The organism is Streptomyces torulosus (assembly GCF_001419765.1).
GTDB classification, from domain to species: domain Bacteria; phylum Actinomycetota; class Actinomycetes; order Streptomycetales; family Streptomycetaceae; genus Streptomyces; species Streptomyces torulosus.
The window spans coordinates 1-22,047 of sequence record NZ_LIRK01000296.1 but is presented as its reverse complement, the minus strand read 5'-3'; the positions used below and the strand labels follow the sequence as shown (position 1 = coordinate 22,047).

At 72.2% G+C, this 22,047-nt stretch carries 22 protein-coding genes and 1 pseudogene; 10 read left to right on the top strand and 13 right to left on the bottom strand.

What is annotated here, in order from left to right:
• From AOK23_RS50020 to AOK23_RS21050, 4 genes and pseudogenes are all read left to right on the top strand, one after another.
• Positions 1-370 (top strand): annotated as a pseudogene (locus AOK23_RS50020) (telomere-associated protein Tap); the annotation flags it as partial.
• A gap of 2 nt (positions 371-372) precedes the next feature.
• Positions 373-1,756, top strand: a 1,384-nt coding sequence (gene tap / locus AOK23_RS50015) for a telomere-associated protein Tap (RefSeq protein ID WP_420823726.1), incomplete at its 5' end; no start/stop codon positions are given.
• A gap of 3 nt (positions 1,757-1,759) precedes the next feature.
• A complete protein-coding gene (gene tpg / locus AOK23_RS21055) occupies positions 1,760-2,317 on the top strand; it encodes a telomere-protecting terminal protein Tpg (protein WP_055714244.1) in 558 nt (185 codons plus the stop codon).
• Positions 2,318-2,470: 153 nt separating this feature from the next.
• On the top strand, positions 2,471-4,519 hold the full coding sequence (locus tag AOK23_RS21050; RefSeq protein WP_055714243.1) for a DUF11 domain-containing protein: 2,049 nt from the start codon (positions 2,471-2,473) through the stop codon (positions 4,517-4,519).
• Between the two features lie 105 nt (positions 4,520-4,624).
• On the opposite strand, the gene AOK23_RS21045 is transcribed toward AOK23_RS21050, so the two are convergent.
• Positions 4,625-4,825, bottom strand: coding sequence for a type II toxin-antitoxin system VapB family antitoxin (locus AOK23_RS21045; protein WP_055516534.1), 201 nt, complete (start codon positions 4,823-4,825; stop codon positions 4,625-4,627).
• A gap of 197 nt (positions 4,826-5,022) precedes the next feature.
• Here AOK23_RS21045 and AOK23_RS21040 point away from each other — a divergent pair, with 197 nt between their 5' ends.
• Positions 5,023-5,310 (top strand): hypothetical protein, encoded by a 288-nt coding sequence (locus AOK23_RS21040; protein ID WP_055714242.1) that lies wholly within the window; start codon positions 5,023-5,025, stop codon positions 5,308-5,310.
• 69 nt (positions 5,311-5,379) lie between these two features.
• Here the strand turns inward: AOK23_RS21040 and AOK23_RS21035 are convergent, their stop codons facing one another.
• Positions 5,380-6,696: a ferredoxin reductase family protein gene (locus AOK23_RS21035; protein ID WP_055714241.1), complete on the bottom strand. Its 1,317-nt coding sequence runs from the start codon at positions 6,694-6,696 to the stop codon at positions 5,380-5,382.
• Positions 6,697-6,958: 262 nt separating this feature from the next.
• Here AOK23_RS21035 and AOK23_RS21030 point away from each other — a divergent pair, with 262 nt between their 5' ends.
• Positions 6,959-8,080 (top strand): LacI family DNA-binding transcriptional regulator, encoded by a 1,122-nt coding sequence (locus AOK23_RS21030; RefSeq protein ID WP_079049593.1) that lies wholly within the window; start codon positions 6,959-6,961, stop codon positions 8,078-8,080.
• On the opposite strand, the gene AOK23_RS21025 is transcribed toward AOK23_RS21030, so the two are convergent.
• On the bottom strand, positions 8,059-8,448 hold the full coding sequence (locus AOK23_RS21025; protein ID WP_055714240.1) for a YybH family protein: 390 nt from the start codon (positions 8,446-8,448) through the stop codon (positions 8,059-8,061). The two genes, AOK23_RS21030 and AOK23_RS21025, sit on opposite strands and share 22 nt — an antisense overlap.
• Positions 8,449-8,511: 63 nt before the next feature.
• Here AOK23_RS21025 and AOK23_RS21020 point away from each other — a divergent pair, with 63 nt between their 5' ends.
• Positions 8,512-9,591, top strand: coding sequence for a helix-turn-helix transcriptional regulator (locus AOK23_RS21020; RefSeq protein ID WP_055714239.1), 1,080 nt, complete (start codon positions 8,512-8,514; stop codon positions 9,589-9,591).
• Between the two features lie 27 nt (positions 9,592-9,618).
• Here AOK23_RS21020 and AOK23_RS21015 read toward each other — a convergent pair whose 3' ends face one another.
• The 6 genes from AOK23_RS21015 to AOK23_RS20995 form a co-directional block, all read right to left on the bottom strand.
• A complete protein-coding gene (locus AOK23_RS21015; RefSeq protein ID WP_240496478.1) occupies positions 9,619-10,107 on the bottom strand; it encodes a hypothetical protein in 489 nt (162 codons plus the stop codon).
• A gap of 119 nt (positions 10,108-10,226) precedes the next feature.
• The gene (locus tag AOK23_RS21010; RefSeq protein ID WP_240496477.1) at positions 10,227-10,811 is read right to left on the bottom strand and encodes a DUF5825 family protein; all 585 of its coding nucleotides are present in this window, start codon (positions 10,809-10,811) and stop codon (positions 10,227-10,229) included.
• 157 nt (positions 10,812-10,968) lie between these two features.
• On the bottom strand, positions 10,969-12,930 hold the full coding sequence (locus AOK23_RS21005; protein ID WP_055714236.1) for a RiPP maturation radical SAM C-methyltransferase: 1,962 nt from the start codon (positions 12,928-12,930) through the stop codon (positions 10,969-10,971).
• 88 nt (positions 12,931-13,018) lie between these two features.
• Complete coding sequence (locus AOK23_RS51450; RefSeq protein ID WP_257234620.1) at positions 13,019-13,141, bottom strand: hypothetical protein; 123 nt, start codon at positions 13,139-13,141, stop codon at positions 13,019-13,021.
• Between the two features lie 53 nt (positions 13,142-13,194).
• A complete protein-coding gene (locus AOK23_RS21000) occupies positions 13,195-15,024 on the bottom strand; it encodes a S9 family peptidase (protein ID WP_063791371.1) in 1,830 nt (609 codons plus the stop codon).
• On the bottom strand, positions 15,021-16,409 hold the full coding sequence (locus tag AOK23_RS20995) for an MFS transporter (RefSeq protein ID WP_055714235.1): 1,389 nt from the start codon (positions 16,407-16,409) through the stop codon (positions 15,021-15,023). The genes AOK23_RS21000 and AOK23_RS20995 overlap by 4 nt, the downstream gene beginning before the upstream one ends.
• 883 nt (positions 16,410-17,292) lie before the next feature.
• Here AOK23_RS20995 and AOK23_RS20990 point away from each other — a divergent pair.
• Complete coding sequence (locus tag AOK23_RS20990; protein ID WP_055714234.1) at positions 17,293-17,949, top strand: hypothetical protein; 657 nt, start codon at positions 17,293-17,295, stop codon at positions 17,947-17,949.
• Positions 17,950-17,981: 32 nt separating this feature from the next.
• Here the strand turns inward: AOK23_RS20990 and AOK23_RS20985 are convergent, their stop codons facing one another.
• Complete coding sequence (locus tag AOK23_RS20985) at positions 17,982-19,190, bottom strand: phospholipase D-like domain-containing protein (RefSeq protein ID WP_079049592.1); 1,209 nt, start codon at positions 19,188-19,190, stop codon at positions 17,982-17,984.
• A 156-nt stretch (positions 19,191-19,346) separates the two neighbouring features.
• Entirely contained in the window at positions 19,347-19,823 is a 477-nt protein-coding gene (locus AOK23_RS20980) for a winged helix-turn-helix transcriptional regulator (protein ID WP_055714233.1), read from the bottom strand.
• Positions 19,824-19,929: 106 nt separating this feature from the next.
• Here AOK23_RS20980 and AOK23_RS20975 point away from each other — a divergent pair, with 106 nt between their 5' ends.
• Entirely contained in the window at positions 19,930-20,427 is a 498-nt protein-coding gene (locus AOK23_RS20975; protein WP_055714232.1) for a PaaI family thioesterase, read from the top strand.
• Positions 20,428-20,470: 43 nt separating this feature from the next.
• Here the strand turns inward: AOK23_RS20975 and AOK23_RS20970 are convergent, their stop codons facing one another.
• Complete coding sequence (locus tag AOK23_RS20970) at positions 20,471-21,043, bottom strand: DUF6328 family protein (protein WP_055714231.1); 573 nt, start codon at positions 21,041-21,043, stop codon at positions 20,471-20,473.
• 275 nt (positions 21,044-21,318) lie between these two features.
• Here AOK23_RS20970 and AOK23_RS20965 point away from each other — a divergent pair, with 275 nt between their 5' ends.
• Positions 21,319-21,639: a hypothetical protein gene (locus AOK23_RS20965; RefSeq protein ID WP_055714230.1), complete on the top strand. Its 321-nt coding sequence runs from the start codon at positions 21,319-21,321 to the stop codon at positions 21,637-21,639.
• Here the strand turns inward: AOK23_RS20965 and AOK23_RS20960 are convergent.
• A partial coding sequence (locus AOK23_RS20960; protein WP_055714229.1) for a hypothetical protein occupies positions 21,602-22,047 on the bottom strand: 446 nt, incomplete at its 5' end. The two genes, AOK23_RS20965 and AOK23_RS20960, sit on opposite strands and share 38 nt — an antisense overlap.

Here is a 22,047-nt window from a genome sequence, read left to right as displayed (position 1 = left end):
ACGGCCCGCGGCGCCCGGCCGTCGTCCTCGTCGCGCGGACCCGCGGCCAAGAAGGCGACGAAATCCACCGCCCCCCACCAGCCGGCCGTCGACCCGCGCTTCGAGAACGGTCCGCTGGCCGTCGTCGACTGCGAGGACGGTCAGACGCTGGCGTACTGCGTGGGCGGCCTCGTCCTGGACGTGCCCGCGAAGTCGCTGCCCGCACTGGTCGAATGGACGCTGACCGAGGCGAGGCTCGGCCAGGCCCGGCTGCATCGCAACGGCAGGGACGCCGACCCCCTCCTCGTCCTCACCCCGGCGGCGCTGGAGCGGTACGGCCTGCCCGCCGCCCTGTCGGAGGAGGAGCGCCGAGCCGGCCGGCTCAAGGACANNGTGGGCGCGGATCTACCGCCCGGCGGACGGGGCGCGGCGCAACTGCGTACAGCTGTGCGTCCCCGCCTGGCACGCCCTGGACGCCCGCGAATGGGACAGGAAGGACGCCCCCCTACTGCCGGACATGCACCCCGCGGACCTCGCCCGCTACCTCGGCGCGTACGCGGAGCGCGTGATGACACCACGGGGCACCACGGCGGTCACCGGACTGGAGCTGATGACTGCACTGCGCCCGCCGACCCGCGCCGAACGCGACGAGACGACCGGCGAGTGGCACAAGGCGTTCAACGCGGACGCCCTCACACAGGTGTACGACGTGGTGCCGTGCGAGGTCCCCGACGAGCACCCGGTCCTCAAGGGCGTCCACGCCCGCCACCACCTGCGGACACCGGCCGAGATGCTGATGGAGGAGCCGTACGACTGGTGCAGGCCGCTGACCGATGACGAGTGCATGCGGCCGTACCTGGTCGCCGTCGACGTCAACATGGCGTTCGCGGCGGCCGCCAACGGCCTCACCGTCGGCCTCGACGGCCCCACCCACCTCACCGGCGGCCCGAGGTTCGACGCCTCCCTGCCCGGCTCGTGGCTGGTCGACCTCTCCCATGTCGACCTCTCCCGCGTACGGATCGACGGCCGCACCGTCGACGCCGACCGGCTTCCCTCACCGTTCACCCCGAAGGGCGACCGCCCGACCGGCCCCGCCTGGTACGCGACACCGACCGTGGCCTACGCGGTCGAGCTGGGTTTCGACGTGGCGCCCGTCGAGGCGTACGTCCGCCACCGCACCGGCCGTTACCTCGACCCCTGGTACAAGCGGCTGCGTGACGCGTACGTGACGACGATGGCCGACCTCGGCGTCACCACCGCCCTGGGAGGCCGGGAGTTCCTGGAGGCGATGGCCGCCGCACGGGACGTCGACCCGACGATGGCGCTGCTGGTGAACGCGATCAAGTCCACCGCGAAGGGCGGCATCGGCAAACTGCGCCAGCGCAGCCGCGGCCAGGTGCCGTTCTACGAGCCGTGGCCCGCGCTCGCCCGGGAGACCTGGCGCCCCGACATCCGGGCCGCCGTCCTCGCGAACGTCCGCATCGGCATCCACCGCAAGCTCATGAAGACCGCGGCGGCGGCCGACCTCTACCCCGTGGCGATCGGCACCGACGCCGTCGTCTACCCCTCCACCGGACCCGGTCCGCTCGACTTCCTCCCGTACACCGCCGACGGCAAACCCGTACCCGGCACGTTCCGGCTGGGGATCTCACCGGGCATGGTCAAGCACCAGGGCACCCGGACCGTGCTGTGGGCGGAGGCGCTGTTCGAGGAACACGGCGGCGTGTTCAACGTCGCCAACCTCATCAAGAACGACACCGCCGAGGAAGGGGAGTAGGCCATGCCGGAGTCGGTCGGGGACGGCCTGGACCGTGCCCTGGAGGCGGCCTTCACCCGCCCCGTCCCCAAGTCGGCCCAGACACGGATGCGGTACCTCGTCAGGCAGCTGAAGGGCACCAAGGCCGTCGCCGAACTGCTCGGGGTGTCGCAGCGCACGGTCGAGCGGTACGTCGCCGGAAAGCTCAAACGCCCCCGCAAGGACCTCGCCGACCGGCTGGAGCGCGAGGTCAGGAAGCGCTGGCAGCCGCAGGTGCGGGCCCGCGCCAAGCAGAAGGCGGCCTCCACCGACGGCCTGGTCCTGTCCACCCGCGCCCGCTTCGGCTTCGCCGCCGCGCCGGGCACCACCGACGACGCCCGGATCCGCGACATCACCCAGGCGCTTCCCCCGCACTGGGCGGCCCGCCTGTTCACGGCCCGGGACCAGGGCGCCACCGAGCAGCAGCTCCAGCGCATCACCGCCGACGGCCTGGCCGAGACGTACTTCCGCGCCGGGGACACCCGCGCGCACGGCCTCGCCGTGCGGTTCACCGACGTGGAGCGCATCGACATCGACCTGTGACGGGCACACCCCACCGGGTGCGACAGCCCCCATGACCGGCCCCGGAGCCATGCCGCCCCGTCCTCACCCGCGGGGATGGATTCCTGCGCCCGGTGAGCGCAACGCCTCCCGTGGCGGCCGTCACTGTGTGCGACCGGCGGAAGGCTGTCGCACATGCTGACACCTCAACTGCGTCCGACGGGGCGGCGACACGGCGAACGCCGGCGCCGGTCCCTGTCGGTGAGAGCCGGGGCCGTCACGGCGACCGTCCTGGCACTCGTCCTGGCCCTCCCCGGCACCGCGGCCGCGGCGCCCGGCGACCTGGATCCCACCTTCAGCGGCGACGGGAAGGCAGTCACCGGCTTCGCCGACGACGATCGCGCCCACGACGTGGCCGTACAGGCCGACGGGAAGATCGTCTCCGTCGGTTCGTCCGCCGACTACTCGCTGACCGAGGGCCGCTTCGCGCTGACCCGCCACAACGCCGACGGCACCCCCGACCCCACCTTCGGCGACGACGGCCTCGTGACCACCCCCGTCAACAACATGGACCCGGACCTTCAGTGGAGCGAGGCCCAGGCCGTCGCACTGCAACCCGACGGCAGGATCGTCGTGGTGGGCAGCAGCTGGCGGGGATGGGAGAACTGCTGCTGGTTCACGGTCGCCCGCTACAACACCGACGGCACCCTCGACGCGTCCTTCGGTGACGGCGACGGCAGGGTCTTCACCGACTTCGGCGGCCCGGACGAGGCCCGCGACGTGGCCGTGCAACCCGACGGCCGCATCGTCGTCGCCGGTACCAGCGGCGGCCGGGTCGCGCTGGCCCGCTACAACGCCGACGGCTCCCCGGACACGGCCTTCGGCGGCGGCGACGGCTCCGTGACCACCGACCCGGCACCCAACCTCGACGAGGGCGGCGACGGCAGCGCCCTGGCGCTCCAGCCCGACGGCAAGATCCTCGTCGGCGGCCAGGTCGGGACGACCCGCTTCGACTTCGTCGTCCTGCGCTACACCGCGAGCGGCACCCTGGACACCGCCTTCAGCGGCGACGGCATCGAGCGCACCGACTTCGGCGACTACGAGTCCGTCCATGGCCTCGCGGTCCAGCCCGACGGGAAGATCGTCGCCGCCGGCGGGAGCGGCGGCCGCTTCGCCCTGGCCCGCTACCAACCGGGCGGCGCCCTGGACACGGGCTTCGACGGCGACGGAAGGGTCCTCACCTCCGGCGGCGGCGGAGCCTCCGGTCTGGCGCTCCAGCCGGGCGACGGCCGCATTGTCGTCGCCGGCAGCAACGGGCCCGGCGGCGACTTCGCGGTCCTGCGCTACAACCCCGACGGCAGCCAGGACAGCGGCTTCGGCACCGGGGGAGTGGCGACCGCGGACTTCGGCGGCGCCGACGCCGCCCAGGGTCTCGCCCTCCAGCCGGACGGGAAGATCGTCGCCGCCGGCTGGGGCGGCCCGAACAGCGACTTCGCCCTGGCCCGCTTCGAAGGGGGCGGCAGCGCCCCGCCACCCACCGGTGTGGACCTGTCGGTCACCAAGTCCGGCCCGGCCACGGTCAGCATCGGTGACCGGGCCACCTACAGCGTGCGGGTGACCAACACCAGCACCACGACCTCCGCCACCAACGTGTCCCTGTCCGACACGCTCAGCGGCGTCACCGTCTCGGTCGTCTCGGCGACCGCCGGCCAGGGCACCTGCACCACCACCGCGGTCGGCGCGACCTGTTCCCTCGGCACCCTCGCCCCGGGCGCCGGCGTCACCGTGACGGTCGCCGCCGAACCCCGCGCCACCGGCACCCTCACCGACCGCGCCACGGTCACCGCCACCCAGACCGACCCCGCGTCCGGCAACAACACCGCGACGGCGACCACCACCGTCGACAACGCCCGCGGCTGCACCCGCATCGGCACCAGCGGCAACGACACCATCACCGGCACCTCAGGCAACGATGTGATCTGTGCCCTCGGCGGCGACGACACCGTCAACGCGAGCTCGGACAACGACACCGTCCACGGCGGCTACGGCAACGACCGCCTCGACGGCGGCCTCGGCAACGACACCCTCAACGGGGGCCCCGGCAACGACAACCTGATCGGCAACTACGGCACCGACAACCTCAACACCGTCGACGAGGTCGCCGGCAACGACACCGCCAACGGCGGCCCCAACACGGACACCTGCACCACGGACCCGGGCGACACCCGCCTCAGCTGCCCCTGACCCACCCACCCGGAGGGCCCCGCACACCAGGTGCGGGGCCCCACGTGTTCCTTACGCCCCTGCGGCGACCAGTGGCCGACCCGGGCGGCGGACTCCGGGACGTGATCAGCCCTGCGGGTCCTGCGGTCGCACCTCGACCTCGCGCAGGTTCTGGTCGGTCCGCTCGACCCGCGCCTCCGTGCGATGACCGCGGGCGATGTAGTCCCGCACGACCAGCTCCACGGCGTCCTGGGGCGATCCCACCCCGGCCAGGACCATCACCTCCACCACCAGTTCGGCATCCAGACTGACGTTGACCTTGGCCATGGCTCTCCCCTTCGACGCGTGCTGCCCGGACTCTAACCGCAGCCGGCCCACCGCCACCGCCGATCGGTGATCAGCAGCGGCCCGTTCGGGTCGACTGCCCTGTCCGGAGGGGCAGTTGAGCCGGGCAAGCGCTTGTGACCCTCTCTGGCGCCGGTTACCGTGCTGACAGTCGCCAGGACGCGCCCGAGGAGGCAGCCATGAGATCACGCCTGCAGTGGGCCCACGGCCGCGAAGAGCACGTCACCGTCGTACGCAGGCAGACGTACCTGGCCGAGATCGTCCTCAAGGTCCTCGTCCTGGTCGGCCTGCTGTACATGCCGGTACTCGTCTTCCACTGGGGCACATGGCTTCCCTTCGCCGGGGCCGGCCTCTACCTCCTGTGGGAACTCGGCCGCCTCAGCAGCGCCCTCGGCGAACTCGCCGGCCTCTGGAACGAACAGCACCAGCCGCGACCGGAACCCGCCCGAAGTGTCGCCCTCAAGTGACACACGACGGAGCGCCGCGGCCCGCCTCCTCGGCCGCCACGGCGCTCCGTTCACTCTTCACTGACCCCGTCAGGCCAGCCCGAACCGTTCGGCGTGCACCTGCCGCGGGGGCACCTTCAGCGCGCGCAGCGAGGTGAGCACGGCCGTCGTCATCGCCGGCGGACCGCACACGTACACATCGCGTTCGACCACGTCGGGAACCAGCGCCCGCAGGTTCTCCGGGTCGAACGGCGGGGCGCCCTCCCCGGTGCGGCCGGTGAGCAGGTGCAGCCGCCCACCGAGGTCACCCACCAGCGTCCGTACCTCGTCGCCCAGCACGGCGTCCTCCTCGCTGCGCACCCGGTAGAGGACGACGACGTCGTCGGCCGCCTCCTCCTCCAGCAGGGCGCGCACCGGAGTGATCCCCACCCCGCCCGCGATCAGCAGCGCGCCGGGCCGCGTCCGGTGCAACGACGTGAACGCCCCGTACGGTCCCTCGACGAACGCGCGGCTCCCGACCGGGACGTGCCGCAGTCCGGCGCTGGCGCTGCCGACCGCCTTGGCGGTCAGCCGCAGGGTACGGCCGTCGGGCGCCGCCGACAGGGAGAACGGGTTGGCCAGCCACCAGTGGTTGTGTCCGGGGAACCGCCAGATGCAGAACTGACCGGCCCGGGCGGGCAGTTTGTCGAGGTGGCGTCCGGTGACGTGCACCGACACCACGGAGTCCGACTCCGGCACCACGGCAGCGACCTCGAAGCGGTGATAGGCGTTGCGCCACACCGGCATCACGATCCGCCCCGTCACCAGCGCGCCGAACGCGAACAGCCACAGCGCCCACCAGTAGACCGTCGCGAACGCGGAGGAGCTGAACGTCGTCGTCTCCTGCAGCTGGTGCACGAACGCCAGCCCCAACGCCACGTACAGCAGCAGGTGCAGGCCGTGCCACGTCTCATACCGCAGCCGCCGCCGCACCTGCCGGGCGGAGACCGCGGCGATCACGACGACGATCGCCGCGGCCAGCATCCCGAGCAGCGACGCCGGCACCCCGGCCAGCGCGAAGAACGTCTTCGTCATCGACGCACTGTCGAGCCGCGCGTAGCCCAGCACCACCAGCACGGCGTGCGTGAGGAGGGTCCACAGCAGGGTGAAGCCGACCCAGCGGTGCCACACCGTCAGCCGGTCCATGCCGATACGCCGGTCGAGCCACGGCAGCCGGGCCACCAGCAGCAGTTGGAACAGCATCAGCACGGCGGCGTGCAGACCGAAGAACTTGGCGACCGTGAGCACCCCGTTCTTGCCGGTCGTGGCGGTGAGGAACAAGATCTCGACGATCGCCACGTTGACGATGACGAACGTCCACAGCGCCCAGCGCGCCGCTATGACCGGAGGTATGGTGCCCTGCCGCACCCGTGAAATCGTCGCCTCCACCGCTTCCCCTTTTGCTCATGTGAGGTACTCGTGCCCGGCGCCCGGCGAAACCGTGGAGCCCCGAGCGTTCTAACCTGATACAGCCGTGATCCCGGCACAATCCGGAACTTGACGTAATCGAAAGCTTTACGTGGCCGGTGCGCGCCCCCAGCTCACCCGGCGGCCGACCCGGCCGCCGTCGCCGGTACGCTGAGTGATTAATGTCTTAACCACAAGCCGTGCAGGGCTGTTGAGGTAAGAGATGACGATCTCGCGGGTCTGGCAGCGTCCCACACTCGGTGCCGTGGCCGAACGGGCCGGGGTGTCCACGGCCACGGTGTCCAACGCCCTGAACGGCACCGGACGGCTGTCGGAGGCGACCAGGCAGCGCGTGCTCACCGCGGCACGCGAACTCGGCCACGCCCAGGCCAGCACGGCCCGCGCCGTGGCCCGCGGCAGCACGGGAGTGCTCGGCCTGACCACCACCACCTACGGCGACCTGCCCGTCTCGTACACCGAGATCCCCTACTACGCGCAGTTGACGCTGAGCGCGATGGCGGCGGCGCACGAGCGCGGCTACATGCTCATGGTGATGCCGAACTCCCTGTCGCCGTGGATGTGGCTCAACATGCCGATGGACGGCGTTATCCACGTCGAACCCCGCACCGACGACCCGGTGCGTTCCCTGCTGCGGGAGCGCGGCATCCCGATGGTCACCGACGGCCGGCCGCTCCGGCCGCACTGGAACGACGCGTGGGTGGACACCGACCACGACGCGGCCATGAGCCTCCTGCTCGGCCATCTCGCCGAGTCCGGCGCCCGGCGCATCGCCCTCTCCCAGCCGATACACGACGACGCGTACTCACAACTGATCGGACGGGCCTACACCTCCTGGTGCGCCGAGCACGACATGCCCGCCCTCGTCGAGGAGTACGCCGTGCTGCCCGACTACTTCACGGCCGAACGGGAGGCGGTCGGCCGACTCCTCGACCGTGATCCCCGCCCCGACGCGGTCATCGGCGTCTACTCCGACTCCGGCCACAACATCCTCGCCGCCGCCCGGCACCGCGGCCTGCGGGTGCCCCGGGACCTGCTGGTGGCCTGCGTCAGCGAGGACCCGGACTACGCGACGACGAACCCGTCGATCACCGCCCTCAGCCTGTGCCCGGACCGGGTGGGCGTCGAAGCGGTCGACCTGCTGATCTCCCTCATCAATGCCCGCGGAGGGGTGAACCGCAACCGGATCGTCCAGCCGGTCCTGATCCCCCGCCGCTCCACCCGCAAGCCACCGCCGACTCCCCGGCGAAGGGAACGGCCCGGAGTGACCGCGTTCCCCGCGCGGCACCCTTCGCCGGGACACGGTCAGGAGGTGATCGCGGGCTGATCGGCCACCCACAGCCAGGATCCGTCGGGCTGACGGCGGGCGATCTCCACGGTGATCTCACCGTTGGTCAGCGTGCAGGCCGTCAGCGCCAGATCGCCGGTGATCAGGGGCGGGTGCTGCCGGCCCGGCTCGAGGACGGGCGCGGCCGCGACGAACCGCTCGTACACCTCGCGGATCCGGGCGTGTCCGGTGGCGAGGCTGCCCGGCGGAAAGGCCAGCACGGCGTCCGGCTCGTACAGCGCCACCAGTCCGTCGACGTCGCCGGCGTTGGCACGCTCGATGAAGTACCTCCCCAGGTCGTTCGGCTCCGTCGCGGCCTCATGGTGTGTCGCGGCTTCTCCGTGTCTCAGGGCTTCTCCGTGTGTCATGCGGAGGAGCCTCTCAACGGATACGTGACACCCTGTGTCATGTATTCCGGGTAGCTTCTCCGTATGCGCGCCGACCGGTTGGTGTCCCTGGTGCTCCTGCTGCGGCAGCACGGCCGGCTGTCCGCGACCGCGCTGGCCCGGGAGTTGGAGGTGTCCCCGCGCACGGTGCTGCGGGACATCGAGGCGCTGTCCGCGGCCGGCGTCCCGGTGTACGCGGAGCGCGGCCGGCACGGCGGGTTCGCGCTGCTGCCCGGTTTCCGGACCGAGTTGACCGGGCTGAGCCACGACGAGGCGCTCGCGCTGCTCGTCGCGGGATCACGGCGGGGTGCGCAGGCGTTCGGGCTCGGTCCGGCACTCGCCTCGGCGATGCGCAAGGTCGTGGACGCGCTGCCGGAGAGCCAGCGGGCCACGGCCGCCGGCGCGGCTCAGCGTCTGCTCGTCGAACCGGAGACCGATCTGCTGGCGCGCAGGCTCACCGCCGAGGAGGTGCCCGACACCGTCGTGGCCGAGATCCGGCGAGCGGTGTTCGCCGGACACCGGCTGCGTATCCGGTACGCGGCCGTGGACCGGGCGCCGACGTGGCGCACGGTGGACCCGATCGGACTGGTCACGGTGCGCGGCCAGGGCTATCTGCTGGCCACGCGCTCCGGCGCGGACCGCACCTACCGGCTGTCGCGCGTCCTCGCCGCGCGGGAACTCGACCAGCCGGCGCAGCGCCCCGACCGGGTCGACCTGGATCGGATCTGGCAGGAGCGCAGCACCCGGTTCCGCTCCGGCGGCGACCAGGTCACCGTGGTGCTGCGGCTGGACCCGGCGCGGCGGGAGCAGCTGGCGGGCACCGCGCTGACCGTCGTCGCCGACGCACCTGACAAACTCGATGAACTCGGCCAATCCGATGCACCCGATGCACCCGATGAGGCCGACGAACCCGACGGGGACGGTCGAGTGCGGCTGCGGGTCACGTTCCAGGACGCGCAGCACGCCGAATGGGCCCTGTGGCGCCTCGGGCGGCACGCCGAAGCCCTGGCCCCGCAGTGGTTGCGCGACTCACTCCGCGACCGCGCCGCCGCGATCACCGCCCACTACGGAACACCGCCCGAGGCGCCCCCGGACGGGCGTGATGAGTCCGGGGCCGCCGGATGACCAGGAGGCGCGGGGCGAGAACGCGGGTCAGATGCCCATGGAGGCCAGCTCGATGGGCGTGCGGTAGTTGGCGGCGGCGGTGACGACGCAGGCGCGGTACGTGCGGCTGGTCCTGACGGCCCGGAAGTAGTCGCGGATGTTCTGCCAGTAGCTGAGGAGGTACCCGACCCCGGGCACGAAACCGGGCGGGCGGGGCACCAGGGCGAACGCCTCGGAGCATCGCAGGATCTCTCCCGTGGCCGTGGACAGGACGTTCGCCACGTCGGTGTTCATGTTCCAGCCGGCCGCGAGTTCCGGCGTCCAGATCGCCCCGGCCACCTCCCGGAGGCGTTCCTGCTCCTCGGGCGTCGGATCGGCCGGCGCGCCCGCGGCCACGGCGGAGTGCGCGCTCGGCGACGACGGACCGCCGGCCGCGGACGCGCTCGGCGCCAGCACGGCCGCCGTGACGACCACGGTCACCCACAACGCCGCCGCCCTGGTGCCACGGCGCATGATCCGCCCCCTGGTCGCTGTCACCGACTGTCTCCTCACGTCAGACGATCTGCCCAGCTCAGGGCGCCGTTCGACGATGGCACGGCCCCGAACCACCCGTCTACGGCGACAATGAGCCACCACCGCCCCCACCGGTACCGCGCTCAGACGGCCATCGCCTCCTGGAGCCAGCGCGAGACCCGGTACGGAAGCCACCACACGAGCGCGTCGACCCGCAGGACGAGGTGCTCGGAGACGAACTCGTCCAGGATGTCCGCGGGGACGTCCGCGTGGTGCAGACCCCGGTCGAGCCCGCTGACGGCCTCCGCGTAGCGTGGCTCGTCGGCGGTGAACCGCCGCAGATCCCCCCAACGCCGGTCGCGGATCTGCAGAAAGCCCGGTCCCTGTCGCCACACCAGCTTGCAGAGGTAGTGGCGGGTCCGCCAGGCGTGCAGCGCGCTGTCGGTGTCGGTGGGCCCGGCGAGCGTGCGGGGCGGCTGCAGATGGGAGAGGACCTTCCACAGGTGGTCCGCGCCCTCCTGCGGGAGGATCAGATCCCAGTCGACCTGGACGGCACGGGCCGTGAGATCGCGGACGAGGCTCAGCCGGTCGATCGCGGCGCGTGCGGCGTCCGCCCCGGGCACGGACAGGTCCACGGGGGCGTCGAGTTCGACGAGCCGCGCGCCGAGGGACCACAGGTGCGCGGCGTCGTCGGGAGCGGCCGCGAGAGGAACTCGGCCCAGGGACATGCCCGGCAGTGAACGGGCCAGCGTGTCGTGATCCCGCCATGCGTGCACGGTCGGTGTCGGGGCCGGTGGGGATGTCGGTGTCGGTGCGCTTGCGGGCATGCTCGGTCCTTGTCGGTGTCCGTGGCCGATTGAGGGGAGGGCGGGCAGGAGCGTGCGGTCAGGGCAGTGCGGGGGCGGGGGCGCTGGAAGCCGTGGTCGTGAGTTCCTCGTCGGGTTCGGTGGCCGCCCTGGTGTGCACGTGGCGCATGTAGTCGAGGCGCAGCAGGTCCTGGTTGACCGAGGCGGGCGCGATGTGGACGTACTGGCCCGCGTCGGTGAAGGCCACGCCCTTCGCGGTCCACTCCGCCAGCAGGTCCTGCACGTCCCGCGCGGTGCGGTCGCCGAACGCCGGGTCGGCGGTGAGCTTCCGGTGCAGGGCCTTGGGGGAGTGCGGCTGGTCCAGGAGACGGAAGGCGGCGACGGCGAACGGGTCGGTCAGCCGCAGGGTCCGCCAGTCGAAGGAGTGCCGCCGACTGACGAGGACGATCTCGTCGCCCAGATCGGTGTGCGTGAGCCGGGCGTCCGTGTGGTGCTTCTTCCACGCGCCGATGGCGTCGTTGAGCCGGTTCACGGTGGCCGAGCCGATGCCGCGCTCGGGCGCCTGGAAGACATAGGCGAGATCGTGCAGCTCCTCTTCCGGCAGGTCGTAGGTGAACAGGTAGTGCTCCTCCGGCCGCAGACCGGTGAAGCCCAGTTCGGGCCGGTTGAAGTAGGGGCTGAACCGTTCGATCGCGATCCGGGCGGACAGGTCGACCGGTGGGTTGAGGTGTTCGAGCGCGGGCAGCTGCCGGATGACCGGCTCGTAGTCCTCCGCGGTCTCGCCCGGGAAGCCGTGCAGGTAGTTCCAGGACACGGACAGTCCCGTCTCGGCCGCGTCCCGGAGCATCCGCACGTTCTGGCAGCCGCTGACGCCCTTGTCCATGAGGTCGAGGACCCGGCTGTTGAGGCTCTCGATGCCGGGCTGGACGTAGATGAGCCCGGCGTCGGCGAGGACCTGGAGCTGCGGGCGGCGCATGTTGGCCTTGATCTCGATGTGCATGCGCAGGTCGTAGCCGCTGTCGATGATCCGGGGCAGCACGGTGGACAGGTACCGCATGTCCAGGATGTTGTCGACGACGTACATGTCGAGGACCCGGTGGCGCTCCGCCAGATCCATGATCTCCTGGTAGAAGGTGTCCGGGCTCTTGCTGCGGAACTGCATGAACGAGCCGTTCAGACCGCAGAACGTGCAGTGGTGCTTCTCGCCCCACCAGCAGCCGCGGGCCCCTTCGACCACGAGCTTCGGCTCCACCCAGTTGCGGGCGACGGACGCGGCGAGGCGTTCGAAGTAGCCGCTGTAGTCGGGGGGAAGGATCGCCGAGGGAGGCATCGGGCCGGTCGGCATCGGGTTGGCGACGGAGGCCCCGTCGGCGCGGTGGCACAGCCCCGGGATGTCCGCGAGCGCGCTGGAGGGGGCGTCCGGCGCCTGGTGCAGGGCCTGGAGCAGCCGGGGGAACGCCTCCTCGCCCTCGCCGCGCACCACGAAGTCGACGAAGGGGAAGTTGCGGTGGACGGCGGCGCCCTGTTCGGCGTCGCAGTTGGCGCCGCCCATGACCGTGACGATGCCGGGGGACAGCCGTTTGATGTGCCGGGCCGCGGCCAGGGCCGCCGTGTTCTGCTGGAAGGTGGACGTGAGGCCCACGACGTCGGGCGCGAGGTCGGCCACGCGGCGGGCGATCTCCTCCACGAACTCCGGCACGATCTCGTGCAGTTGCTTGCTCATACGCATCCGAGAAGCGCGCAGCTTGCCGGTCATCACATCGGTGAACTCGGCCGTCTTCCACGTCGGGTCGTCGTACAGGGCGCTGGAGAACACCCAGTCGCCGCAGCCGAGGAAGTACGAGGACAGCGCGAAGTACTCGTAGTCCTCGGCGGCGAACTCGGTGCGCTCGGTGATCCAGTCGGTGAACTCCAGGTTGGCGTGCAGCACCTCGCACGTCGCGCCCGGAACGCGTTCGTCGACACTGCGCTTGAGGATGCCCAGGGCCAGGGACGGCAGGTCGATGGGGGACCAGGGCATGTTGAGCAGGAGGACACGCACAGTCGGCTCCTCGGGGGACGACGGGGCAGGAGAAGGGCCGGTGGCGGACCCGGCCGGCCCCTGGTTCTCGGGGCCGGCCGGGCGAGGATCACTCCTCGTCGCCGCCCTCGTCCGCGTTGCGGAACGGGATGGTGATGGTGATGCCGATGCCCGGCTTGCGGTTCTCCTCGTCGCCCGCGAGCGGGTCGTTGTGGATGATGTCCTTCTGCACGGTTCCTCCTCGGTGTGGTGAAGTGGTGCTGTGCGTCCGGTCCCGCTGGTGGCTCAGCGGGACCGGAGTCCTCCCGTCGGTGCGGGGGGACGTCCGATGGCGCGGTGCGCCGGGTCGGGAAGCCGGTCGCGCAGGAAGCGCAGGGCACGCCGCAGGACGGCGACGTGCGCGGCGCCGTCGTAGCCGTCGTGCCCGGTGTCGAGCCACAGGGCGTCGTGGGGGACGTCCGCGGCGGCCAGGGCGTCGAGGTAGGTGCGGATCTGGCCCGGCGGGCACTTGTCGTCATGGGTGGCGCCGACCACGAGCAGGGGCGCCGAGACCTTCGCCGCGTACGTGATCGGTGAGCTGGCCGCGTACCGTTCCGGTACCTCGTCCGGGCCGCCCCCGAACAGCTTGACGTCCAGAGCGCGCAACGCCGGTGTGGTGGCCCGGTGCGCGGCGACCCAGTCGGCGACCGGTTTGACGGCGACGCCCGCCTGCCACAGCCCTGGACGCGTACCGAGGGCGAGCAGCACGAGGTACGCGCCCCACGAGACCCCCCACAGCGCGCACGCGTCCCCGGCGACCAGGCCGGCCGAGACGAGGTCGGCGCGGACGGCGGTCAGGTCCTCCACCTGGGTGTGGCCGACCCCGGCGGTGAAGTCCCGCCGCCAGTGGGGCCCGTAGCCGGTGGAGCCGCGGTAGTTGACGCGGACCACCGCGTACCCCGAGGCCACCAGTGAGTGCACGGTCGCGTCGTAGGCGTCGCGGCCGTGGTCGGCGGGCCCGCCGTGGACGAGGAACACGGCCGGGGGCGGTGCGTCGCCCTCCGCCTGCGGAAGGCTCAGCAGACTGTGCACGCGGCCCGGACCGACGGGAGTCCACCGGTCGGTGTGGCGGCCGGGAACCACGGTCGCCGGGCCCGCGGGAGGCAGCAGGAGCGGCCCGGCGTCGGCGGACGGCGACGGGTCCACCGTCCCAGGTGTCCTGTGCAGGACCGGTGGGTGCGCGGTGTCGGTCCACAGACAGTCGACGGCCCCACCGGACCGGGGCGCCGCGTCCAGCAGGCTGCCCACGGGCGTCGGTACGACGGTCCGCCGCCGGGCGTCCAGATCGACGCGGTGCAGCAGCGAGCGGCCGTGCCGGTCCTGCCGCACCAGCACCGTCCGCGACTCGGGACACCAGCGGGCGGTGATCTCCGTGTCGAAGGTGCACCACGAGTGGGTGCGCAGTCCGCTGTCCGGCGCCCAGGTGGCGGGGGCGTAGCGGTCGCCGAGGTCCCGCACCAGCAGGAGTTCGGTGTGTCCGGGGCGGGGGGAGAAGCCCTGGCACCACAGCCGGCCTCCCGGACGGCCGGCGCCGGGCAGCTCGGCGACGAGCCGCCCGTCAAGTCTGTGGACGGTGACGGCATCGGTGTCGTCGGCCGAAGACGCCAGCGCGATCAGGGTGCCGTCCGCGCTGATCCCGCCCAGCCGGCAGGCCCGGCCTGTGCGCACCACCTCCCGGGGGACACAGCCCCGGCGGCCGACGAGCACCGCGGTCTCCCGTCCCTGACGGAACGCCGCCGCTGTCACACCGTCCGCGGTCACGGCCAGCCCGCGCGGCTGTCCGAGCGGTGCGCCGGGCAGCCCCGGCAGCCGGGGGCCGCCGTCGAAGTGCTGGAACCACCAGCGGCCCCGCCCCGCCGGGTCCTCCTCGAACCACCACACATGACCGTCGGCGTCGATCGCCCGGTGGAACGTGCCGCCGGGGCTGTCGGTGACCTGCCGGGCCCGCCCCGCGGCGCCGTCCCAGGTGAACACCTCGCAGCGCCCGTCGGCGTCGGCGGTGAACACCATGCGGTGCGGGGCGGTGGGGCACACGTCGGGAAGCGCGGTCACGAACACCTGGTAAGGGCTGGTCATGCGCCACGCTCCGGAGGCGTGCCGACCGAGGCGGAAGCCCCGCCCGCACCCGAGGACACGAGGGAACGCAGCACCGCCGGTGCCATTCGCTGGGTACGGAGCGCGAGCAGCGCCAGGACCACGGCGCAGGCCGCGGCGGGGAGTCGCGATCCGCCCCAGCTCACCAGGAGGGCAGCGACGGCGGGCGCTCCGGCGGCCGTCACCGCGGTGGCCGCCCCGAACACGGCCCCGGTCCGCGACTGCAACCCGTGCGGTACGGCGAGGACGGCCGCCGTGCCCAGGATCACGGTGATCACGGGCAGCACCAGGCAGATGACGCCGAAGCACACCCCCCACAGCCACGGCCCCCCGGCCACGCTCAGCGCGACACACGGGGGCAGCAGCAGCCAGGTGGCCGCCGTCAGCGACCGCCGGGCCCCGAGCCGCCGCACCACACGAGCCGCCAGCAGCGAGCCGACGAGACCGGCCGCGCCGGACACGGCCAGCACCCCGCCCGTCGCGGCACCGCCCGCGGCCGGGCCCAGCACCAGCACCGCCGTGTAGAACAGCAGGGTCAGTCCGCCGCTCGCGACGGACGTCCACCACAGCACCAGCCGCAGCACGGGGGAGCGCATCACCACCGTCAGCCCGGCCCGCAAGGTCCCCGAGTACGCCGACCGCCGCGACCCGGCGCTGTCGGTGGGCGTGCCCCCTACGGCCGTTCCGGCATCCTTCGCCGTTGGTGCCGTCTCGGCGTCCGGCGCGTTCAGCGGCGTCCGGATGGCGAGCACTCCGAGTGCCGCCGCCGCGTACGAGACCGCGTCGACCACGAACGGAAGGGAGCGGCCGACTCCGAACAGGACGCCGCCCAACGCCGGTCCGGCCACCAGCGCGGCCTGGTCGCCCGCCTGCAGGTTCGCCATGGCGCGCGGCATGTCGTCCGGTGGCGCCAGCAGGGCCAGGGCACCGCGCGAGGCCGTCTCGTACGCCGTCGCGCACAGGCGCTCCGTGAACGCCAGGACCAGCAGGACCCACACCGGCGGGTGCCGCAGACACGCCAGGGCCAGCCCGGCCATCGCCACCGCCGCGAGCACGGCCGCCCCGGTCATGATGCGGCGCCGGTGTCCCCGGTCCGCCGGCAGGGCGACCAGGGGGCCGAGCGCCACACCGGCCAGGGCGGCGGTGCTGGCGAACACGCCGACCACTCCGGGCCCGTGCCCGAGATCCAGGAGCAGCAGGGGGAACACCAGCCCCGAGGCCTGACTGCCCAGCCCGTCGACGGCGTTGACGCACCAGAACACGGCCAGGTCGCGCCGCCCGCGCGTACGCCCGGCGGCACCGCGAACAGAACCGGGTGCGGCCTCGGGCACCATGTCGGGCACGGCCTCGGGCACCACGTCCGGCACGGCTTCGACCGCGGAGGGCTCGGCGACCGGAACCGGCGACTCGCCGTCGGCGGGACGGCCTGTGCGGAACGCGTCGATGGTCCTTCACCCCCCTTGCTGCGCCGCGCAGCCCACCCGCGCACCGCATGCGACATGCGCATGCCAATGCAAGGGGAGATTCGCCGACATCGGTCGTGATGCGTGGAATATGTGCAGGAAGTGCGAAAGCGAGCAGGAGCCTAATCATCCTCGCGGAGCCCGAACAAGGGCCCGGACGCCCTCTGGGTGGTGCTCAAGGGGCCGGAATTCGACGCCTGCTGAGCCGTGGGATGCGGTGTTCGTCGTTCCGCTTGTGTCGCTCCTGCCGCTCGGTCGCCCTCGGGCGTGACCGGCTCGACGCGTTGCGGTCGTGCATCAGGAGGGGGTCGGCCCGCCTCGTTCCTCGACGAGTGCGGAGCGGGGCCGTTGCGACACGAAACGGCGGAGCCGTCCGCCCGTACGTATCGCGCCCCGGCGCGCGACCGGGGTGCGGCCGCCGTCCACGGGATGAGAGTGCTTGCTGTGTCGTTGCCGGAGGACGCCATATTGGCCGACAACATCTCCTGATCGACCGGCCCGTGGCCCCCCGCATGCGCCGAGCCCCTCCGGGCGCGCGCCCCTCGACCCCTCGTTCGGCCTTGAAACCCGCCGTGTGACGCGAAGGGGTGCGGCGGGCCGCTTCGATCCGCGACCGCCGGACCCGTCTCGTTCAGGGATCAAAGATTGGCGTGTTCATGGCGATACGGCCAGGACGTCAGCGATCAATACTGCGGTCTGGACCGGCCGGGCCTGCCGGCCGGTCGGTACACGACAGCGGCGCGGCGGGCTCGTCCGTCGCGCCCACGAACTTCGAGGAGACGCTCGTATGAGGGGCTTACGGATGGCCGGACGTCGGAGATCACTGGCCGGCGTTCTGGCCGCAGCCGCGTTCATGGGTGCCGGTCTGTCCGGTACGGCGGCGTACGCGACGGAAGCCGCCCCGCGCGGTGTCGCTCCGCAACTCGGCATCCAGTTCAACGCGGACGGCGACGCGGGCCAGTGCGGCGGGAGGACCGGCGAGCAGTGGGCCGCCTCGCCGGACTGGACGCAGGCCATCCGCTTCGACACCGACGGCCGTTCCGGCGGCTGCCAGCTCGCGTTCGGCGTCTACGACCCGGACAGGGCCCTCGCGGGGGCCTCCATCAGCTACTCGCTCCGGCCCAGCGCCGGCGGTGACGCCGGTCAGTGCGGGAACCAGCAGGGCAACAACGCCGTTCCGATCCTGCCGATCCCGGTGTTCGGGCAGGCCGTCCGGGTCGACACCGACGGCCGGCCGGGCTGGTGCGACCTCACCTTCACCGTGACCGGCAACATCGTCCTCGACGTCCAGTTCTTCCCCGACGGTGACGCCGGCCAGTGCCCGGACGCCCTGCCCGCGGGCCAGCACCGCTCGGCCTTCGCCGGGACTCCCGTCACGGTGAAGATCGACGCCGACAACCGTTCCGGTGGCTGCCAGTTCCTGATGCGCCTGCGGCACTTCTAGCACCTCGTACACCCGGCCCCCGGGCCGGTGGTTCACAGGAAGCGGCGGATCGGGGTGACCGCCGCTTCCTTGGCGCGTTGGAGCCACGCTCGGCGTCTCCATCGGGCGAGGTCGATGTCCACGCTGTTCTCGAGGTCCGCGTCGTAGTCGCGGTCGAGCGCGGCCGTGAACTCCTCGTCCAGGACGGCGAGCATGACCTCCTCGTCGTGGTCCATGGAGCGCCGGTTGAAGTTGGTGGACCCGATGAGCGCGGCGACCGAGTCCACCGTGATGATCTTGGCGTGCATCATCGTCGGCTGGAACTGGCGGATACGCACACCGGCCTGGAGCAGCCGGGTGTAGTGGTGCTGACCGGCGAGCTGACAGGCGCGCTGGTCGGTGTGCGGGCCGGGCAGCAGGATCTCGACGCGGACTCCCCGGCGCGCGGTGTCGCTGAGCAGGTCGATGAAGTAGGTGTCGGGGGCGAAGTAGGCGGTGGCCAGCCGGAAGCGTTCCTCGGCGGAGGTGAGCATGACCCGGATGAGGGTCTGCATGTCCTGCCAGCCGATGCTCGCGGAGCCCCGCACGACCTGCACCACGGACGAGCCCACCTGCGGGTGTTCGGTGAAGCGGTCGCGGTGGTCGAAGAGTTCGTCGTGGCACTCGGCCCAGTTCTGCGCGAAGGCGGCGGCGATCCCGTCCACGGCCGGACCGCGGACCTGGACGTGGGTGTCCCGCCACTCGGAGGGCGTGCGGGCGTCGCCGCACCACTCCTCCGCTATGCCGACGCCGCCGGTGAAGGCCATGTGCTCGTCGACGACGAGAGCCTTTCGGTGGCAGCGGTGGTTCTGCTTGAACGGCGACAGCCACACCGGCTTGCGGAACCAGGCCACCTGCACGCCCGCGTCGGTCATGAGGTCCAGCAGCCGCCCCTCGATCTCCTTGGCGCCGAAGCCGTCGAGCAGCAGCCGCACCCGCACACCCGCACGGGCCCGTTCGGCCAGGGCGGCGGCGAAGTCACGGGCGATCTGACCCCGCCAGTACACGAACGTCATCATGTCGATGGTGTGCCGGGCCGAGCGGATCGCCCCGAGCATCGCGGGGAAGATCTCGTCACCGTTGCGCAGCGGCACGAGGGCATTGCCTTCGGTGGCGGCCACGCCGATCAGCCGCTCAAGGCGCCTGCGCAGACGCTGCTTGCGCGCGGCGGCGTCGGGAGCGCCGACGGACGCCGGGGGAGCCGAGACCGGGTCGTAGAGCATGCCACACCTCCTACTGGCCCATGACGCCCAGAACGTCAAGGGATACCGGGCGAGCCCGAACAAGCGGATGCCCGGCCGACACCGCTTCACGCACCGGAATCGGCCGGAGACTGGCGGGGTGCCGGTCTGCCGTGGCGAAGTGTTCCGCCCCCCCGTTCAGTCCTCGCTGTTCCGTCGGCGGGCCCCCGCTCCCGGCCGAGCCGTGACGTCCCTCGGGGTCAGCTCGGTGTGCTCGGTCGCGCATTCCACCACCACGCGGACCGGGGCCCCGCAGTCGGCGTGCCGGACGTCGAGCACGGGACCCCCCGGGGCGGCGGCGTGCGTCTGGCCCCACTGGCGCAGCGCGATCAGGACCGGCCACAGATCCCACCCCTTGGGGGTGAGCCGGTACTCGTTGCGGGCGCGGCTGCCGGGCTCCCGGTAGGGGACGGTCGTCAGGATGCCGGCCGCCGTCAGCTTCCGGAGCCGGTCGCTCAGGACGGCCTCGGACACCCCCATGTGGCGGCGGAAGTCGTCGAACCGGCGTACGCCGTTGACCGCGTCCCGCAGGATCAGCAGGCTCCACTTCTCGCCGACCACATCGAGCGTGCGTTGTACGGGGCAGTCCTCCGTACTCACCTCAAGCCACTCCATGCGGTCATGGTAGGGACTCTGGCTTCGACATTGACAGTCAGAAGACGCGACGGCTAACTTCGATCTACGAAGTCAGCTGGGCAGGGTGAAGCGGGAGGCAGGGGCTGTGGGGCGGACGCGTACGTACGAGTGGGAGGACCCCGAGTTGACGGCCGCTGCCGTGGGCCGCGTCTCCGGCCTGGACTTCCTGCGCGACCTGGGAGCCGGCCGGCTGCCGGCCCCGCCCATCTCGGCCACGCTGGACATGGCGCTCGAAGAGGTGGAGTTCGGCCGGGCGGTGTTCTCGCTGCTTCCGGGCGAGGAGCACTACAACCCGATCGGCAGTGTGCACGGCGGTGTCTTCGCCACCCTGCTCGACTCGGCGGCGGGCTGCGCCGTGCAGTCCACGCTTCCCGCGGGCATGGCATACACCTCCCTCGACCTGAACGTGAAGTTCCTGCGGCGCATCACGGTGGACACCGGCCGGGTCCGCGCCATCGGTACGGTCCTCAACGGCGGCCGCCAGACCGCGCTCGCCGAGGCGAAACTGATCGACGACCAGGACCGCCTCCTCGCCCACGCCACCAGCAGCTGCCTGCTGTTCCCGCTCCCGCCGAAGCCGTAGGCCCGAGATTCCGCCGACCGCCGGCGGCCCGGCGGCGGAGGGGCTACGCGTCGTCGCGGGCACGGGAGCGCCGGGCGGCGCGGCGGCGCAGACCCAGCGGGAGCACGTACCAGCACAGGCCGAACCACAGCATGACCCCGCCGACGAGCACCTCGGCGAGGACCCCCGGGACCACGAAACGCAGGATCAGCAGCAGCGTGCAGCCGATGGTCAGCGCCAGCAGGACCATGCCGCACATCATCAGCCGCCCGGCCGTCTCCACCAGGTCGTCCTTCATACGCTGACCCGACAGGAAACGGTGCATGGAGACGGGCGCTATCAGCGCTCCGGTCGCCGCCGCGCCGAGCACCACGGTGGTGACGTAGATACCGCGGTCCAGCGCCTCCAACTCCTTGAAGGACGCGGTGAAGGCCACGCTGAGCAGAAACCCGAAGAGGATCTGCACCCCGGTCTGGGTGACCCGTGTCTCCTGAAGGATCTCGTTCCAGCGCCGGTTGACTCTCTCGTGCGCCGCTTCCGGCGCCTCGCCACCGGGCGCCGGGCCGCGCTGGTCGCCGGACGCGCGGCGGGCGGTCTCCTGGCCCGCCGGGTCGGCCGGCTGCTCGGTCATGGCCATGGCATCCTCCAACGTCTCGGGGGACACCGTCTGCCCGCTCGGGCCTCTTCCATGCTGGTCGGAGAGCGGAGCGGGGTGCTCCGCACGCGGTGGGGTCGAAGCGGACACGGGGGCCGGTGCAACACGGGGGCCGGCGCAACTCGGAGAACCGGCGCAGGCCGTCGTGGCGTGTGCGGGACACACGGCGACGTCGTCACGCGGCCTCGGGCGGACGCGCCGCCGGAAACCGGTGCAGCGGCGGTGAATCGGGGGCCGTCGGGGGTACACGGGCCGGCATGGCATCCGAGAGCGATCACCCCATGCCCCAGCGGGTCGTACGTCAACTGCGCCGCATCCGCGCCTTCTACGCGGTGGCGGCCTCCGGGTGGGCGGCACTGGCCGCCTGGGAGGGATGGATGCAACCCGGAAGCCGGCCCATGTGGCTGTCCGTCCTCTTCCTCGTCGTCTTCACCGGGCTGCTGACGATGACGAACCGGTGGTTGCAGGGTCGACGAGCGGCCGGCGCGGGTGAGGTCCGCACCGTGTCTCCTGCCCGTCACGCCGGTGGCGTCCCGTGGTTCAGGACCACGGCCGCAGGTCGGGCGGCGGAACGGTGATGGTCAAGTCGTCGCCGCAGCCGATCTCGCCCCAGTAGGCACAGTCCGACTCCTCGACGACCTCGCCGGTACCGTCCGGGACGTACGGGTCCGTGGATTCCCACGGCTCGATGGTGGGGTCGTCGGACACGACCGGATCCGGCAGGGTGGATTCCTCCGACGGCCCGGGCGCCGGCATGCCGCACGTGGCGGCCTCCCAGGCGACACACAGGCCGTCGTCCGGGACGGGGTCGGGCGGCTGGTCACCGCAGGCGGTGAGGGTCGCGAGCGCGAGGGTGGCGACCCCGGTGAGCAACAGACGACGGGCCGTTGTGTACATGGGCACCCCAAGTGCGTCGGAAGTGAGCTGCCGGACTTCGGCGTTCACCACGGTGCCGCCCCCGGGTGCCCGGCCGCCTGAGCCGCCCG

Excerpts from the sequence above, each read along its gene's own strand:
- tpg (WP_055714244.1), top strand. The coding sequence starts at position 1,760 with ATGCCGGAGTCGGTCGGGGACGGCCTGGACCGTGCCCTGGAGGCGGCC.
- AOK23_RS21050 (WP_055714243.1), top strand. The coding sequence starts at position 2,471 with ATGCTGACACCTCAACTGCGTCCGACGGGGCGGCGACACGGCGAACGC.
- AOK23_RS21045 (WP_055516534.1), bottom strand. The coding sequence starts at position 4,825 with ATGGCCAAGGTCAACGTCAGTCTGGATGCCGAACTGGTGGTGGAGGTG.
- AOK23_RS21040 (WP_055714242.1), top strand. The coding sequence starts at position 5,023 with ATGAGATCACGCCTGCAGTGGGCCCACGGCCGCGAAGAGCACGTCACC.
- AOK23_RS21030 (WP_079049593.1), top strand. The coding sequence starts at position 6,959 with ATGACGATCTCGCGGGTCTGGCAGCGTCCCACACTCGGTGCCGTGGCC.
- AOK23_RS21025 (WP_055714240.1), bottom strand. The coding sequence starts at position 8,448 with ATGACACACGGAGAAGCCCTGAGACACGGAGAAGCCGCGACACACCAT.
- AOK23_RS21020 (WP_055714239.1), top strand. The coding sequence starts at position 8,512 with ATGCGCGCCGACCGGTTGGTGTCCCTGGTGCTCCTGCTGCGGCAGCAC.
- AOK23_RS21010 (WP_240496477.1), bottom strand. The coding sequence starts at position 10,811 with ATGTCCCTGGGCCGAGTTCCTCTCGCGGCCGCTCCCGACGACGCCGCG.
- AOK23_RS21000 (WP_063791371.1), bottom strand. The coding sequence starts at position 15,024 with ATGACCAGCCCTTACCAGGTGTTCGTGACCGCGCTTCCCGACGTGTGC.
- AOK23_RS20990 (WP_055714234.1), top strand. The coding sequence starts at position 17,293 with ATGAGGGGCTTACGGATGGCCGGACGTCGGAGATCACTGGCCGGCGTT.
- AOK23_RS20985 (WP_079049592.1), bottom strand. The coding sequence starts at position 19,190 with ATGCTCTACGACCCGGTCTCGGCTCCCCCGGCGTCCGTCGGCGCTCCC.
- AOK23_RS20980 (WP_055714233.1), bottom strand. The coding sequence starts at position 19,823 with ATGGAGTGGCTTGAGGTGAGTACGGAGGACTGCCCCGTACAACGCACG.
- AOK23_RS20970 (WP_055714231.1), bottom strand. The coding sequence starts at position 21,043 with ATGGCCATGACCGAGCAGCCGGCCGACCCGGCGGGCCAGGAGACCGCC.
- AOK23_RS20965 (WP_055714230.1), top strand. The coding sequence starts at position 21,319 with ATGGCATCCGAGAGCGATCACCCCATGCCCCAGCGGGTCGTACGTCAA.